The sequence below is a fragment of the Pseudofrankia asymbiotica genome, from assembly GCF_001983105.1.
Lineage (GTDB): Bacteria > Actinomycetota > Actinomycetes > Frankiales > Frankiaceae > Pseudofrankia > Pseudofrankia asymbiotica.
In genome coordinates, this window is sequence record NZ_MOMC01000008.1 from 12392 (window position 1) to 27176 (window position 14785).

Below are 14785 nucleotides of genomic sequence, written 5' to 3' on the forward strand. Positions count from 1 at the left end.
GGGAGCCGGAGACGGGATGAGCTACCAGGTGTCCATCGAGCAAGTCCAGGCCTGCCGGACCGCCGTGGTGGCGGCCACCACCAGCTGGGCGCAGTTCCCGGCTCTCTGGGGAACGCTGCTGGGCGAGGTCTGGGCGAGCGTCCGCGCGGCGGGTGCGGCCTCCGGTTGCCGGACCGTCATGCTCTACCACGACGACGTGCCGAACGTCGAGGTCGGAGTCGCGCTGCGCGAGGCCTGCCCGCTGACCGGACGCGTCGTGCCCTCGGTCCTGCCCGCCGGCCTCGTGGCCACGACCGTCCACCGCGGTCCGTACGCCGCGCTGGCCGCCGCGCACCAGGCCGTCCTCGACCACTGCTCCGCTGGCGGCCTACGCCCCGCCGGCCCTCGGTGGGAGATCTACGGCGATCACCGTGACGACCCCGCGGACCTCGAGACCGAGATCTACTGGCTGCTGTCGGCCCCCGAGGACAGGGGAGCGGTCAGCGCCGCGGCCGCGATGTCGAACAGATCGGTGACGTAGAGGTCGTAGGGAACGACGTCGCGAGCATCCGCGCTGCCTCGGGGGGCGCCGCCGGTGGGGGACTGGCCGTAGCCGGCCAGGGCTGGCAGGCACAGGCTGACGACGTGACGCAGCCGGAGACCGCGCAGCGGCTCCGGCACCGCCGCCAGCCGGTCGAGGATGGCCATGGACACCTCGTGGCCCACCGGCCCGGCCGGGGCGCCGCCGACCCACCACGGGTGCCGCTCCGGCGGATGCGACGCGAACCGGCCGAGAAAGCCGACGTAGTGGCTGCCAGGCCTGCGAGCCTCCTCCGCGAGCGGGCGCATCAGAACGTCCATCAGCTCGCGGACCCCCAACGGGTCCGCGGTGGCCCGGGCGGCCCCGAGCAGTTCGGCACGGCGCTGGTCGAGCGGCGGGACACGGTAGGAGACGATCGCCTCGAGCAGGCCGCGCTCGCCACCGAAGTGGTACTGCACCGCGTTGTTGTTCCCGTTGCCGGCCGCCCGGCAGATATGCCGCAGCGACACCGCCTCGAGGCCGTTCTCGGCGTACAGCCGCTCGGCGCTGAGCAGCAGCCGCAGCCGCGCGTCCTGGGACCGGGACGCGTGCGCGTGCGCGGACGACACGGCGACGCTCGGCGGCTCGATCGACTCGGTCACGGTCCCCTGGCTCATCCCGCCTGCTCGACCTGCTCATCCGGGCTGCCTGGCTCACCCGAGGACCTGGTCAGGGTATCGACCGTATGGCCGGCCGCCTCGTCGTCGGTGACGCCGAGCTCGGCGAGCAGCCGGCCGCGCAGCGCGGAGAACCGCGGGTCGGAACGGTGCCGCGCCTCGCCCAGCTGGACCGGTTCGTCGAGTGACAGCCGRCCGTCGGTGAGGACGGCGACCCGGTCGGCGAGCAGGATCGCCTCGTCGACGTCGTGCGTCACCAGCAGCACCGCCGGCTGGTGACGCTGGCACAGGTCGCGCAGCAGGCTGTGCATCCGGATGCGGGTCAGGGCGTCCAGCGCGCCGAACGGTTCGTCGAGCAGCAGCAGCCCGGGGGAGCGGACCAGCGCGCGGGCGAGCGCCACCCGCTGCGCCTCGCCGCCGGACAGCGTCGCCGGCCAGGCACGCTCGTGCCCGCCGAGCCCGACCTCGGCCAGTGCCTCGGCGCCTCGGGCGCGTGCGTCGCGGCCTTTCAGGCCCAGCAGCACGTTGTCCTGTACCCGCGCCCAGGGCAGCAGCCGCGGGTCCTGGAAGACGACGGCGCTCTGGGCTGGGACGGTGGCGCGCCCGGTCGCGTCGGCGTCGAGGCCGGCGAGGATGCGCAGCAGGGTGCTCTTGCCGGATCCGGATCGGCCGAGCAGCGCGACGAACTCACCGGCGGCGATGTCCAGGTCGATCCCGGCGAGCACCGCCCGCCCGCCGAACTCGCGGCGCACCCCGCGGACGCGCACCGCCGGCGCGAGCGCGGGCGATTCGGCGTCCGCGTGCGATTCCGCGTCCGGGCGCGTTCCCGCGTCCGTGCGCGTTCCCGCGTCGGCGTGCGTTCCCGCGTCGGCGTGCGTTTCGTCGTGGGTTCTTGAGCCGGCGCCGGCGCCGGCGTTGGAGCCGGCGGCCGTGCCCGCCGCGGGGGACGTCGTGAGCGTGGTCATGTTGCCTCCAGACCGCGGCGCCAGGCGAGGGCGTGGCGTTCCAGCAGACGGACGAGCCCGTCGGAGAGCAGACCGAGCAGGCCGTAGACGGCGAGGCCGACGACGATGACGTCGGTCTGCCCGAACGTGCGCGCCTGGTCCATCAGGTAGCCGATGCCGCTGGACGCGTTGATCTGCTCGCTGACGACGAGAACCAGCCACGAGACCGTGAACGCGAACCGCAGGCCGACGAGGAAACCGGGCAGCGCGCCGGGCAGCACGACCCGGCGTATCACCGCGGCCCGGCTCAGCCGCACGGTGCGCGCGAGCTCCATGTACCGGGCGTCGACGCCCCGGATCGCGGCGAACGTGTTGATGTAGACGGGGAACGCGGTGCCGAGCGCGACCAGGAAGATCTTCACCTGCTCGCCGATGCCGAACCAGAGGATGGCGAGCGGGACCAGGCCGAGGATCGGCACCGCGCGCAGGATCTGCATCGGGGCGTCGATGACGTCCTCGCCGAGGCGGAAGATCCCGGCGGCGACGGCCAGGACCAGCGCGACCCCGACGCCGAGCACCAGACCCAGCGCGACCCGCCGCAGCGAGATCAGCAGGTTGTGGTGCAGCGTCCCGTCCGCGGCCAGGTCGTAGCCGGTGTGCAGCACCGTCCACGGCCCGGCGAGGATGTTCGACGCGATCAGGCCGGTGGCCGAGCCGATCTGCCAGGCCGCCAGCAACAGCACCGGGCCGAGCAGTCGGCGCAGCCACGGCGGCAGCGGCCGGCGTGCTCGGCGGTCCGGGTCCGCGAGCGTGATCTCGACGCCGCGCCGGCTCCCGCTCGCGCTCCCGCCCGCGGTCGGGGCCGCGAGCGGGAGCACGGCCACGGGCGACACCGCCGGCCCGGCGGGCGTGCGGGCGAGCTCCCCGGTGGCGCCGACAGCGTCAGCGCCACCGGGGCCGTCCAGGGTGAGCGAGGTCACGCGAAGGACCCGCCCTCGAGCGTCTCGGACTGCTTGCCGTCGACGCCGACCGGGATGCTGCCCGCGAGGGTGATCCGGTGCATCACCCGGTCGAAGTCGGTGTTGCCCTGGTCGGTCGGCGCCAGGTGGGCGGTCGCCCGGTTGTCCCAGAAGGCGATGCTGTTCGGCTGCCAGCGGAACCGGACCGTGAACGCAGGGGTGGCGAGGTGCCGATAGAGCAGGTCGAGGATCTGCGCGCTCTCGGGGTTGCTGAGCTCGACGATCCGGGTGGTGAAGTTCGGGTTGACGAACAGCGCCCGCTCACCGGTCTCAGGGTGCACGCGGACCACCGGGTGGACGGCCTCGTACGCCGTCTTCGCGAACAGCGCGGACAGCTTGGAGCTGTCTCCGCGCTCCAGGTGGAGCTGGTTGACGTGCACGGCATGCAGGCCGTCGATGAGGTCACGGATCGGCGCGGAGAGCGTCTCGTAGGCGGTGACGAGGTTCGTCCACTGGGTGTCGCCGCCATAGGGCGGGACGATCACGCCGCGCAGGATCGACGCCGTCGGGGGGTTGTGCACGAACGTCACGTCGGTGTGCCACAGGCTCTGGACCCGGATCTCGGAGCGGTAGTGCTCGGCCCGGCTGTCCAGCGGGAAGACCTCCGGCTGGCCCTCGAGCGTCGGCAGGGTCGGGTGGCCCGGCGTGACCTCGCCGAACTGCCGGCCGAACGCGACCTGCTGGGCCGGGGTGATGTCCTGGTCGCGGAAGAAGACGACCTTCCACTTCAGCAGCGTCGCCCGGATCTCGGCGACGACCGCCGGCTCGAGCGGCTGGCGCAGGTCGACGCCGAAGATCTCGGCGCCGATGTAGCCGGACAGCGGCCGGACGTCCAGGCCGATGTCGGACGGGGTCGCGCTGTCGTCGGTGATGGTCACGGCGTCGGTGATGGTCACTGCTGGGCCTCCTGGACCGCGGAGTTGTAACGGGCGTCGAAAACCTTGGAGATGTCGACCTTCTTGGGAATGACTCCGCTGGACGTGAACAGGTCGGCGAGTTTCTGCGCGCCGCCGGTGCTGGTCGCGTCGATGGGRACGAATGCCGACGGAGACGTCTTGGCCAGCAGCAGCTTTCCGGTTTCGGCCGGCACCTTGAGCTGCTCGACGTAGTACTTCTGGGTGAACTCGTCGATGTGACTGTCGCGCCAGGCGGACGCCTTCACCCACCGCGCCACGAAGTCACCGAGCGCCGCCTGCTTGGCCGGGTCGGAGAGCGCCTTGTGCGTGGTGATCAGGTACTGGACGCTCGGCGACGCGTCGGCGCCGTCCACCTTGTGCGCGGTCGGGTTGTCCTTCAGATACGGCGAAGCGAGCGGCTCGACCAGCACGGCGGCGTCGGCGTCGCCGCGCGAGAGCGCACCGGCGATGTCGGTCGGCAGCAGGTTGACGGTCTTCACGTCCTTCTGCGCGAGGCCGGCCTTGTCGAGCGAGCGCAGCAGGTAGGCCTGCAGGATCGTCCCGACGCTGAACGCGACCTTCTTGCCCTTCAGGTCGCTGACCGTTCGGATGTCACTGCCGGGCTTGGTGGCGAGCATGAGCTGGCCGGCGGGGTTCTGCCAGGAGGCGATCACCGCGAGGTCCTGGCCGGAGGCGGCGGCGATGACCGGCGGTGTGTCGGCGACGTAGCCGACGTCGACGGCGTTCGCGCGGAACGCCTCCAGCAGCAGCGGCCCGGACGCGAAGGTCGACCAGTCGACCGCGTACGGCTCGCCGGTGGTCTGGCCGGACAGGTCGAGCGGGGCCTTGAGGGTTCCGCCCTGGTCGCCGACCCGCAGCTTGGTGCCGGCCGGCACCGCCGTCGGAAACCCGGTGGCGGCGGCCGTGGACGCGCCCGAGCCGGTACCGCCGGATCCGGGCTCACTGGAACCACAGGCCGCCAGCACGATGACGGCGAGAAGGGCGGAGAGAGCGGCCAGCACGGGAGTGCGGCGCGGCCGGCCTTGGCCGGCCCAGCGGGCAGGCGTCAACGGTTGCTCCTCGTGAGCGGTGGAAATGCCGCGCGGCGTCCGGCGCGGCCAGGAATGCGCCCGACACCCGTCGGGCCGACGCCTTGGCGCCACTCACTGAAGCAGTTAAGTCAGCTGTTTGTCAACTTAGTTGGTAGGAATGCTGCTCAAATGTTTCAGCCCGATCTTGCGGGTGGTCGCGGCCGGCGGGGGAGTCGCGCACCCGAACTGACCTGCGAGGAGTGGTTCGCCCCCGCACCGGGATACTGGGACGTTGCGTTGGCATGGCCGTCACGTGACGATGACGTCCTGATACGTGCGGGCCGTCACACCGGTGGGCGCGAAGGGCGAGAGGGAGAGGACCAACTGTGAGCCGTCAGGTCAAGGGCGTCGTGTCGATGAGGAAGGGCGCGCCGGTGGAGCTGYGCACCGTCGTCGTTCCGGACCCGGGGCCCGGCGAGGTCACCGTGGACGTCCAGGCCTGCGGTGTCTGCCACACCGACTTCCACTACCGCGAGGGCGGGATCAACGACGACTTCCCGTTCCTGCTGGGCCACGAGGCCGCCGGCGTCGTCGCCCAGGTCGGCCCGGGTGTCACCCACGTCGCCCCCGGCGACTACGTCGTCCTCAACTGGCGGGCCGTCTGTGGCCAGTGCCGTGCCTGCAGGCGCGGGCGGCCCTGGTACTGCTTCAACACGGCGAACGCGACGCAGCGGATGACGCTGGAGGACGGCACCGAGCTCTCGCCAGCGCTCGGGATCGGCGCGTTCCTGGAGACGACGCTCGTCGCCGCCGGGCAGTGCACCAAGGTCGACCCGGCGGCACCCCCCGAGATCGCCGGGCTGCTCGGCTGCGGCGTGATGGCCGGGCTCGGCGCGGCGATGAACACCGGCGAGGTCGGCCGGGGCGACAGCGTCGCGGTGATCGGCTGTGGCGGCGTCGGCGGCGCGGCCGTCGCCGGCTCCCGGCTCGCCGGCGCCGCGAAGATCATCGCGGTCGACGTCGACGAGCGCAAGCTCGCGCTCGCCACGTCCCTGGGCGCCACCCACACCGTCAACTCACGCGACACCGACCCGGTCGCCGCCATCCAGGAACTCACCGACGGGTTCGGCGCGGATGTGGTCATCGACGCGGTCGGCCGGCCGGAGACCTGGAAGCAGGCGTTCTACGCGCGGGACCTCGCCGGCACGGTCGTGCTCGTCGGCGTCCCCACCCCGGACATGACGCTTGAGGTGCCGCTGCTCGACGTGTTCGGCCGCGGCGGGAGGCTGAAGTCGTCCTGGTACGGCGACTGCCTGCCCGAACGCGACTTCCCGATGCTCATCGACCTCTACCTGCAGGGCCGGCTGCCGCTGGAGAAGTTCGTCTCCGAGAAGATCGGCCTCACCGACATCGAGGCGGCCTTCGACGCGATGAAACGAGGCGACGTGCTGCGTTCGGTCGTGATGATCTGATGTGCGCCTCGGCCGCTGGCGGCGCGAGCGGCGCCGCGGACGCGGGTGCCGCACCTGCGGATGACAGGGAGACGAGCGCGGCCGGGGGCTCCGGCGGGCGGGTGCGGATCGAGCACCTCGTCACGTCGGGGACCTTCTCGCTCGACGGCGGATGCTGGCACGTGGACAACAACGTCTGGCTCATCGGTGACGACGAGGAGTGCGTCGTGCTCGACGCCCCGCACGACGCGGGGGCGATCGTCGCCGCCGTCGGGGACCGCCACCTGGCCGCGATCCTGTGCACCCACGCGCACGACGACCACATCGACGCGGCCCTCGGTGTCGCCGCCGCCACCGGCGCGGGGATCTGGCTCCACCCGGCCGACCGGGAGCTGTGGGACCGAACCCATCCGAACCGCGCCCCCGACCGGGAGATCGAGCCGGRCCAGCCGTTCATCGTCGGCACCGGCGACGACGCGGTCACCCTGACGGCCCTGCACACCCCAGGCCACACCTGGGGAAGCATCTCCTTCCACGTCCCCGCGCTGAACACGGTCTTCACCGGCGACACCCTGTTCCAGGGCGGGCCAGGCGCGACGGGCCGGTCCTTCTCCGACTTCCCCACGATCATCGACTCGATCACGACGCGGCTGTTGGGTCTGCCGCCGCACACCGTCGTCCGGACCGGCCACGGCGCCTCCACGACCATCGGCAGGGAGGCCCCCGACCGCCAGTCCTGGATCGATCGCGGCCACTGACCGGGCCGCCGACCGGCAGCTGGTGCATGCGCTGCCGCGCGGCACCGGTCGCGGGGACCGATCGGTGGAGCCCGCGCGGGGGCTTAAGGCCCGGTCGGCACGATGGCCACGGGTGCGGCCTTGCCCGAGGCCGCACCCGTGGGGCTCATCGCCAAGCGTCGCGTCAGTCGTTGACGAGCATCTCGCCGGACTGTTGCTGCCAGAGACGGTAGTAGTGACCTTCGGTGTCGAGCAGCTGCTGATGGCTGCCCTGCTCGACGATCCGGCCGCCGTCCAGGACGACGATGCGGTCCATCCGCAGCAGGGTCGACAGCCGGTGGGCGACCGCGATGACGGTGCGCTCGCTCCACAGCTCCTCCAGGGCGTGCTGGACGAGCAGCTCACTCTCGCTGTCCAGCGCGCTCGTGGCCTCGTCGAGCACCAGCAGCGGCTTGTGGTCGAGGAACGCGCGGGCGATCGCGATCCGCTGCCGCTGCCCGGTGGACAGCTTGATGCCGCGCTCGCCGACGAGGGTGTCGTAGCCGTTCGCCGCGCGGGCGATGAACTCGTGGGCGTGCGCCCGCCGGGCGGCCTGCTCGATCTCGGCGTCGCCGATCCCGCCCGGCGCGCCGTAGGTGATGTTGTCGCGGATCGAGCGGTGGAACAGCGAGATGTCCTGCGGGACGTAGGAGATCGCGCGGGCGAGCCGGCGGTTCGGCACCGGCCGCCCGTCCAGCGCGACCGCATCGAGGGGCAGGGCGTAGTAGCCGAGCAGCAGCTTGAGCAGCGTCGTCTTGCCACTGCCGCTGCGTCCGACGATCCCGACCTTCTCGTGCCGCTCGATCGCCAGCGCCACCCCGTCGAGGACGCGCGACCCCGGGTTGTCCGGGTAGGCGAACGTCACGCCGCGCAGCTCGAGCCGCCCGAGGGCGGCGGCCGGGCCGCTCGGGCCGCCCGCGGCCTCCGCGGTCCCAGCGGTCGCGCCCGGCCCGGCCAGGCCGGCGCCGGCCACCGGCTGGAGCGGGATCTCGTCCGTGCCCACCGCGTCCGGGTCGGGGAACGCGGCGTCGTCGAGGACGTCACGCTCGTCGAACAGGTAGCCGTAGGCCTCCTCGACCCGCGCCAGCCGCAGGTTCAGCTGGGAGATCTCCCAGATCGTCCCCCAGATGAAGTCCGAGAAGATGACCAGCGCCGCCAGGAACGTGGTGAGCTGGCCGATCGTCAGCTCGCCGCGCTGGTACAGCCAGAGGTTCAGCAGAATCGCCCCCGGCCAGACCAGGTAGCGCACGACGAGGCTCATCGAGCCCCAGAACACGATGGCCCAGAGCATCGACCGGTTGGCCTGCCGCACGACATCCCGGCGGCGCTCCACCACCAGCRTGTGCTCCGCCTCCTCGCGGCGGAACGACTTCACGCTGACGAAGTTGGAGACGACGTCGAGGATGTAGCTCTCCATGTCGGCGTTGACGTCGGTCCAGCTCTTCTCCTCGCGGGCGGACCGGGCCGCCGTCCTGCGCCCGACGACGAACAGCACCGCGATCGAGCCGGTGAACAGCAGGCCCGTCGGCAGGTTCACCGTGAACATGATGAGCACGAGTGACGGGAGCTTCACGACCAGGTCGACGTAGTTGAAGCAGACGTTGTCGAGGAACTCGCGGAACTCCTGGCCGAGTGTGCGCACGTACCCGCTGATCTTGCCGGTCGCCCGGCTCGAGAAATAGGGGTACTCCTGGTTGATGACCCGGCGGAACAGCAGGTTCTGATAGTCGTAGGGGCGTGAGTTGAGCAGCCGCATGTAGAGGAGCTCGGCGCCGCGCCAGAACAGGTCGTGTCCGATGCTGCAGCCGATCAGCGCGATCGTGAAGGCGAGCACGTGGCCGTGCGGGGTCGCGGTGAGCGCCGAGACGAACCGCCCGATGAAGAGCGGGATGACGGCGAGGAAGACGTCCGCGAGGACGAAGACGGTGATGACGACCGACATCGGCCGGCGGAATGTGCCAATGAACCGCAGGTATGAGCGGAGACCGGCGTGCCGCCGCTTCGGCGGCGCCTGTTCACTCCCGTCTCCGGTCGCCGCGGCCGTCGCGGTGCCCGGCGTGACAGCGGCGCTTCCGTCAGGGTCCGGCCCGGCTCGCCGAGCCCATTCCAGAAGGGCTTCCTGTTGACTGGAAAGAACGGTCGGCGCTGCCGGCGGATGCGTCCGCGAACGCCGCCGACGCGCCCTGGCGCGTTTGCGCCAAGGATTGGGCGCGCGGCGACCCGTGTGCTCCGCTCCGTTGTCCACCGAACCAGGATCGCCCGTCCAGGCCCGAGTCCGCACCTCATTTTCTCCACCGAATTTTCTCCGCCGACCACCCGCCACATGCCACACCGCGTTGTCCACGCCGTTGACGACCGGCCCGCGGCGCGCGGATCATCCCCGAGCCGGGCAGGAACACCGCGCGTCGGTCGCCCTGAGCCCGGCTACGGACACGCGGGTGTCAGCGCGAGCCGGTGGTCAGCGCTTCCTCCGGGGGGTGGCGGTCGAACCAGGGCCGGGCCGATTCCAGCTGGGCGGCCAGGCGCAGCAGGGTGCCCTCGCCGCCCAGCGCCGCCACGAACTGGACGCCGAGCGGCAGCCCCCCGGCCGTCCAGTGCAGCGGGACGCTCATGGAGGGCCGTCCGGTCATGTTCGACAGCTGCGTGTAGGGCACCCAGCCCAGGTTCGCCAGCACGGCCTTCTCGACCAGGCCGAGCCGGCGCAGCAGCGCTCCGCCGCGCAGCCGCACCATGAGCGTCCCCGCGGCGCGCTCCCGCGCCGCGGTGGCGATCTCGCCGACCCGCAGCGGCTCGCGGGCGAGAGTGGGCGTGAGCAGGAGGTCGTAGGAGCGGTGGAAGTCGACGAGCGCCCTGGTGTAGCCATGCCAGCGCTCCACGGCCCGCTGCACCGCCACCGCGTTGGTGGCCCGGCCCATCTCGGCGGTGATCAGCGTGTCCGTCTCGAAGCCGTCGTCACCGGGCCGCACCTCGCGGGCCTCGGCGACCAGCCGGGCGGACTTGACGAACCAGTAGGTCAGGAAGTCGGTCGCGAGTGCCCGCTCGTCGACGACCGGCTCCACCCGCTCGACGTCGTGCCCGAGCTCGGCGAGCAGCGCGGACGCGCCCTCGACGGCGGCGACCGCGTCGGGTGACGGCGACGGGTTCAGCGCCGAGGTCACCCGCACGCCGATGCGCAGCCGCCCGGGGGCACGGCCGGCCTCCGCCAGGTAGTGGCCGGGCGGCTGCTCGGCCGGCAGGTAGGGCGAGTACGGGTCGGCGCCGGCCAGGAGATCGAGCATCGCGGCGGTGTCGCGCACGGAGCGGGACACGACGCCGTGCGTCGACAGGCCGGTGCCGCCCTCCGCGTCGGCCGGTCCGTGCGGGATGACGCCGCGCCCGGCCTTCAGCCCGAACAGCCCGCAGCAGGCGGCGGGAATGCGGATCGAGCCGCCGCCGTCGTTCGCCCCGGCGACGGGCACGATCCCGGCGGCGACGGCCGCCGCGGAGCCGCCCGAGGACCCGCCGGGGGTGTGCGCGGGGTTCCACGGGTTGCGCGCCGGTCCCCACAGCGCGGGCTCCGTGATCGCCTTGGAGCCGAACTCGGGGGTGTTGGTCTTGCCGAAGATGACCAGGCCCGCGTCCAGCCAGCGTTGCACGACGGTCGAGTGCTCGGTGGCCATCCTGTCGGCGAGCGCCCGGCAGCCGGCCGACGTCGGCACGCCGGCGTAATCCTGGCCGAGGTCCTTGAGCAGGAACGGGACCCCGGCGAACGGGCCGGTCAGTTCCTCGTTGAGCCTCTGGTCGGCGATGGCGTCCATCGGACGGACAATCGCGTTGATCTTCGGGTTGACGGCCGCGGCGCGTTCGCGAGCGGCGGTGAGCAGCTCCGCCGGCTTCACCTCGCCGCTGGCCACCAGCTCCGCCATCGCCAGCCCGTCCAGTGACCGGTACCGCGCGAAGTCCATCGACCCTCCACCATGACGTCGGCCGTCCGGCGGCTGCGCCGGCCAGGCAAGTCTGCCGCGCGACCGGACTGCCCGGTATCCCGTGTCGTCCCGCGGACCATGGTCCGTGGTCCGGGGCGCGTCAGCCGCGTCGATCGTGTCATCTCGGCGCGGGGAGTTCGTGCTCCGGCCCGTATCGGCCTGGCGCCGTGGTACATGGTCGTGCCCAGGTCGGGACCCTGGTGTCTTGTGGGCCGGCCGGCCGGCCGGCCGCCCGGCCGGACGGGGGCGGTGGGCGTCCCGATCCGGAGCGCCGGTTCTCATCTTGAACATTATTGGAAACGACGTTCGATGAGGTGATCGACACAGTACGGTTCTGGCCAGCAGTCACCTGCCATCCCTGTATGCCCGGCGTAAAACCGGGCCGCCCGCGGACGTACCTCCGCGAGATTGGACATCACGTGACGCTGGCGCCGTCACCGAGTGCTCAACAACTCGGGAACGACCTTTACCTCGACCTGATGAAGCGCATCCTTACCAATACGATCTATCGTGATCCGCCGATCCCGAGCCGTATGCGGCCGGAGTCCGAGTTCGACGACACCCGCCGCGCGACCGGTCAGGACTGGCCGAGCGTGGCACACACGATGGTGGGGCGCGCCCGGCTRGACAACGTGCAGGAATGCATCGCCACGGTGATCGGTGACGGGATTCCCGGCGACCTTGTCGAGACGGGAGTCTGGCGCGGCGGGACGGCCATCTTCATGCGGGCCATCCTGCGCGCATATGGAGTGACCGACCGGCTGGTGTGGGCGGCCGATTCGTTCGAGGGAATGCCGGTCAGCGGCCCGGACAGCCATCCCAGCGACCAGCAGACTCCGCTGCACCTGGCCAACGGGGTGCTCGCCGTCTCACTCGACACCGTGCGGGCCAACTTTGAGGCCTACGGGCTGCTCGACGAGCAGGTCCGGTTCCTGCCGGGCTGGTTCCGGGACACGCTGCCCACGGCACCGATCGAGCGGATAGCGGTGCTCAGGCTCGACGGTGACCTGTACGAGTCGACCATGGACGCGCTCAACAGCCTGTATCCGAAGGTCTCGCCTGGCGGGTTCGTGATCATCGATGACTACATGATCCCCGCCTGCCAGGAGGCGGTGCACGACTTCCACACCGCGCACGGCATCACCGCGCCCCTGATCAAGATCGATCAGGACGCGGTGTTCTGGCGCCTCCCAGGGGCCGGGTAACCGGTCGAGCACGTCCGCCTGAGCCGGCGTCGGGTCTGGATCACCGACCCGGGCCGGCTCAGGCAATCTGGCTGATGGCGGGCCTGGCGCGACCCGACCCGAGGCTGGTCGGCTCGGCTCGGCTCGGCTCGGGCCGGCGGCCTGGCCACCGGCCGGCCGAGGCTGGCCGGTTCGCGCGGCGGCGTCAGGCACCGCCGCCGGCGAGGGCGGTCGCGCGGGGCGGGGCGCCGGTGACCGACCGGCGGCCGCCGGTCTCGGTGGAGTAGTCGACGGTGCAGGTGAAGCTGTGCGAGCCGGCCCGCCAGCTCTCCGGTGAGATACGCAGCCAGCCGGTCCGCATCGTCGGCGAGTCGTGGAAGTCCGGCCCGAGGAAGGCCTTGGCGAGGTCCATGCAGCGCGGGGCGGCGAGCGCGTCGAACTGGTCGCCGGTCGGCGGCTCGCTGCTCGGCCCGGTGGGCAGCGTGATCGTGCCGACGGCGACCGCCTCGTGCGGCCGGTCGCAGGGCACGGTGCCGCGCACCTCGGTCGCCGTCTCGGCGATACAGGAGCCCACGGGGTACACGAGGGACTGGTCGGCGCCTTTCGCCTCACCGGACGCCGTCGGCGCGGGCGCCGCCGTGGTCATGGCCATCTCGACGGCCGCGTCGTCTGGGTGGCCCACCTTCGACGCCACCAGGGCGCAGCCCAGGGCGAGCACCGCCGCGACGAGCGCGACGTCCAGTGCGACCCCGCCCGATCCCCGCCAGAACGGCTTCCGGTGCGGCTTCCAGTCAGACACCTTCTCGACCTCTTGTTCCTGGTCGCTCCGCCTCGCCCGAAACGGTCACACCAGGCCGCGGGTCACGCGGGTCACGCGGGCACGCCCTGGTTCGCGCGGCTCAGCTCGCCGGTGACCGGCCTCGGCTCGTTCGACGGGGTCGTGAAGTACATCAGGCAGTTCAGTGAGCGGGTCCCGGCGGCCCAGCTCTCCGGCTCGATGGTCATCCAGCCTGCCCGCTCGGTCGCCGACGACCGGAACGTGGGCCCCAGGTAGTCGCGCGCCACCGCTTCGCAGCGCGGCTCCACCAACGCGGAGAACRCACTCTCGCTCGGGGCGGCCGAACCTGGCGCGCCCGGCAGCGTGACCTTTCCGATCACGACCTCCGAGTGCGGTGTCTCGCAGGAGATGACCCCGAGGAAGCGATTCTTGTCGCTGGCAAGACAGGAACCCGTGGGATAGATCCAGGAYTGGTCGGCGCCTTCGACCGGGCCGGTGAACGGGTAGAAGCGGCCCCACGGCTGATTCACGTCGTACCACTTGTGAGACAGGCCGCAGACGAGCGTGCGGTCCCCGGTCGGCCAGCCTTCCTCAGACGGGTAGGTCGCGCCGGCGCCGAAGAGGCCATGCGGGTCGAGCTGATAGCCGAGGAAGTTCGCCAGGGGAGCGGCGCAGTGACGGTCGATGATCGCGTGCCATTCGTCGAGCGTCGGATAGGCCGCGGTAAGCGGGTACTGGGCCCTGTCCATCGGCGTCTGTTCGACGGCCTCGAACAGATGCGGCTGGGCGCAGGGCACGCCGTCAGCGTGGACGACGTCCCGATCCTGGTCCCACATGTAGCAACCGCCACGTTTGTAGTTCTGGTTGTCGATCAGGTTCTGGTCGGTCGGCGTCGCGGTCGCCGCGGTCGCCGCGAAATCGGAGCTCGCTGGCTGGGGCGTGCCAGGTGCCGCTCCGGCCGAAGCGGGTTGCTGGTTCCCGCCGCGCAGCGCTGGCAGCACGGCGCAGTAACCGAGCGAGAGGAGCGCGACCAGGCCCACGGAGATGCCGACGAGCCGCGTCCGGCGGCGACGGGCCGGGGCCTCGGAGGGGCTCCAGTCCCGCGGCGAGGGCGGGCTGCCCATCGCCCCCCGGCGGCGGGCGGCCGGTCGGCCGGGGGTCCCCGGCGCGCCGTGCCGCCGCACGGCCGCGCGGGTGCGGGCAGGGGCCTCGTAGACCGACGCCTTCTTGATGAACGACTCGTCGAGCACCAGCCCGGCGAACGGGTCGTCCGGGTCATGTCCGCCGCTCCGCTGGTCGCCCGGGGACGTCGTGGCGCCGGCGCCGGCGCCGGCACTGGCACTGGCACTGGCGTCCGGCGTCGAGCCGGATGGCCCGGCAGGCGTCGGCTCGGGGGAATCCTCGTCCGCCACGGCTGTGTCGACCTCGCTCCTCGTTCGGATGCCAGACCGCCCGCGGCCGTGGGGACGCGACGGCGCCCGCCGGGGCGCGGTCCACCCGGCCGTCTGGCGCGGTGGCGTGCGGATTGCGGCGCACAGAGTATCGCCCGCTTCGCGCGGTTCGCG

The 14785-nt window shown here is 72.0% G+C and carries 13 protein-coding genes; 4 read left to right on the forward strand and 9 right to left on the reverse strand.

Annotation, left to right across the window (positions count from 1 at the left end; all coding sequences use genetic code 11):
• Positions 1-28: 28 nt before the first annotated feature.
• Positions 29-520 (forward strand): GyrI-like domain-containing protein, encoded by a 492-nt coding sequence (locus tag BL253_RS03035; RefSeq protein ID WP_241834473.1) that lies wholly within the window; start codon positions 29-31, stop codon positions 518-520.
• On the opposite strand, the gene BL253_RS03040 is transcribed toward BL253_RS03035, so the two are convergent.
• The 5 genes from BL253_RS03040 to BL253_RS03060 are packed head-to-tail and all read right to left on the reverse strand — an operon-like array spanning position 442 to position 5105.
• A complete protein-coding gene (locus BL253_RS03040) occupies positions 442-1176 on the reverse strand; it encodes a TetR/AcrR family transcriptional regulator (RefSeq protein WP_076813409.1) in 735 nt (244 codons plus the stop codon). The two genes, BL253_RS03035 and BL253_RS03040, sit on opposite strands and share 79 nt — an antisense overlap.
• Entirely contained in the window at positions 1173-2141 is a 969-nt protein-coding gene (locus tag BL253_RS03045; protein WP_241834474.1) for an ABC transporter ATP-binding protein, read from the reverse strand. The genes BL253_RS03040 and BL253_RS03045 overlap by 4 nt, the downstream gene beginning before the upstream one ends.
• The gene (locus tag BL253_RS03050) at positions 2138-3100 is read right to left on the reverse strand and encodes an ABC transporter permease (RefSeq protein WP_076813411.1); all 963 of its coding nucleotides are present in this window, start codon (positions 3098-3100) and stop codon (positions 2138-2140) included. Before BL253_RS03050 ends, BL253_RS03045 begins: the two co-directional genes overlap by 4 nt.
• Complete coding sequence (locus BL253_RS03055) at positions 3097-4035, reverse strand: TauD/TfdA dioxygenase family protein (protein WP_081437941.1); 939 nt, start codon at positions 4033-4035, stop codon at positions 3097-3099. The genes BL253_RS03050 and BL253_RS03055 overlap by 4 nt, the downstream gene beginning before the upstream one ends.
• The gene (locus BL253_RS03060; protein ID WP_076813413.1) at positions 4032-5105 is read right to left on the reverse strand and encodes an aliphatic sulfonate ABC transporter substrate-binding protein; all 1074 of its coding nucleotides are present in this window, start codon (positions 5103-5105) and stop codon (positions 4032-4034) included. Before BL253_RS03060 ends, BL253_RS03055 begins: the two co-directional genes overlap by 4 nt.
• A gap of 347 nt (positions 5106-5452) precedes the next feature.
• Here BL253_RS03060 and BL253_RS03065 point away from each other — a divergent pair, with 347 nt between their 5' ends.
• Positions 5453-6538 carry an S-(hydroxymethyl)mycothiol dehydrogenase gene (locus BL253_RS03065; protein WP_076813415.1) on the forward strand — a complete coding sequence of 362 codons (1086 nt, stop codon included), beginning with the start codon at positions 5453-5455 and terminating at the stop codon, positions 6536-6538.
• On the forward strand, positions 6538-7275 hold the full coding sequence (locus BL253_RS03070) for an MBL fold metallo-hydrolase (protein ID WP_081437942.1): 738 nt from the start codon (positions 6538-6540) through the stop codon (positions 7273-7275). The genes BL253_RS03065 and BL253_RS03070 overlap by 1 nt, the downstream gene beginning before the upstream one ends.
• Positions 7276-7438: 163 nt before the next feature.
• Here the strand turns inward: BL253_RS03070 and BL253_RS03075 are convergent, their stop codons facing one another.
• Both BL253_RS03075 and BL253_RS03080 read right to left on the reverse strand, forming a co-directional pair.
• Positions 7439-9235 (reverse strand): ABC transporter ATP-binding protein, encoded by a 1797-nt coding sequence (locus BL253_RS03075; protein ID WP_241834475.1) that lies wholly within the window; start codon positions 9233-9235, stop codon positions 7439-7441.
• Positions 9236-9734: 499 nt separating this feature from the next.
• Positions 9735-11237 carry an amidase gene (locus BL253_RS03080; RefSeq protein ID WP_076813416.1) on the reverse strand — a complete coding sequence of 501 codons (1503 nt, stop codon included), beginning with the start codon at positions 11235-11237 and terminating at the stop codon, positions 9735-9737.
• A gap of 440 nt (positions 11238-11677) precedes the next feature.
• On the opposite strand from BL253_RS03080, the gene BL253_RS03085 reads away from it, so the two are divergent.
• Positions 11678-12463: a TylF/MycF family methyltransferase gene (locus BL253_RS03085; protein ID WP_241834476.1), complete on the forward strand. Its 786-nt coding sequence runs from the start codon at positions 11678-11680 to the stop codon at positions 12461-12463.
• Positions 12464-12647: 184 nt separating this feature from the next.
• On the opposite strand, the gene BL253_RS03090 is transcribed toward BL253_RS03085, so the two are convergent.
• Together BL253_RS03090 and BL253_RS03095 are read right to left on the reverse strand one after the other, a co-directional pair.
• Positions 12648-13241 (reverse strand): septum formation family protein, encoded by a 594-nt coding sequence (locus BL253_RS03090; protein WP_076813418.1) that lies wholly within the window; start codon positions 13239-13241, stop codon positions 12648-12650.
• A 71-nt stretch (positions 13242-13312) separates the two neighbouring features.
• Positions 13313-14632 carry a septum formation family protein gene (locus tag BL253_RS03095; protein ID WP_076813420.1) on the reverse strand — a complete coding sequence of 440 codons (1320 nt, stop codon included), beginning with the start codon at positions 14630-14632 and terminating at the stop codon, positions 13313-13315.
• Between the last annotated feature and the right edge of the window lie 153 nt (positions 14633-14785).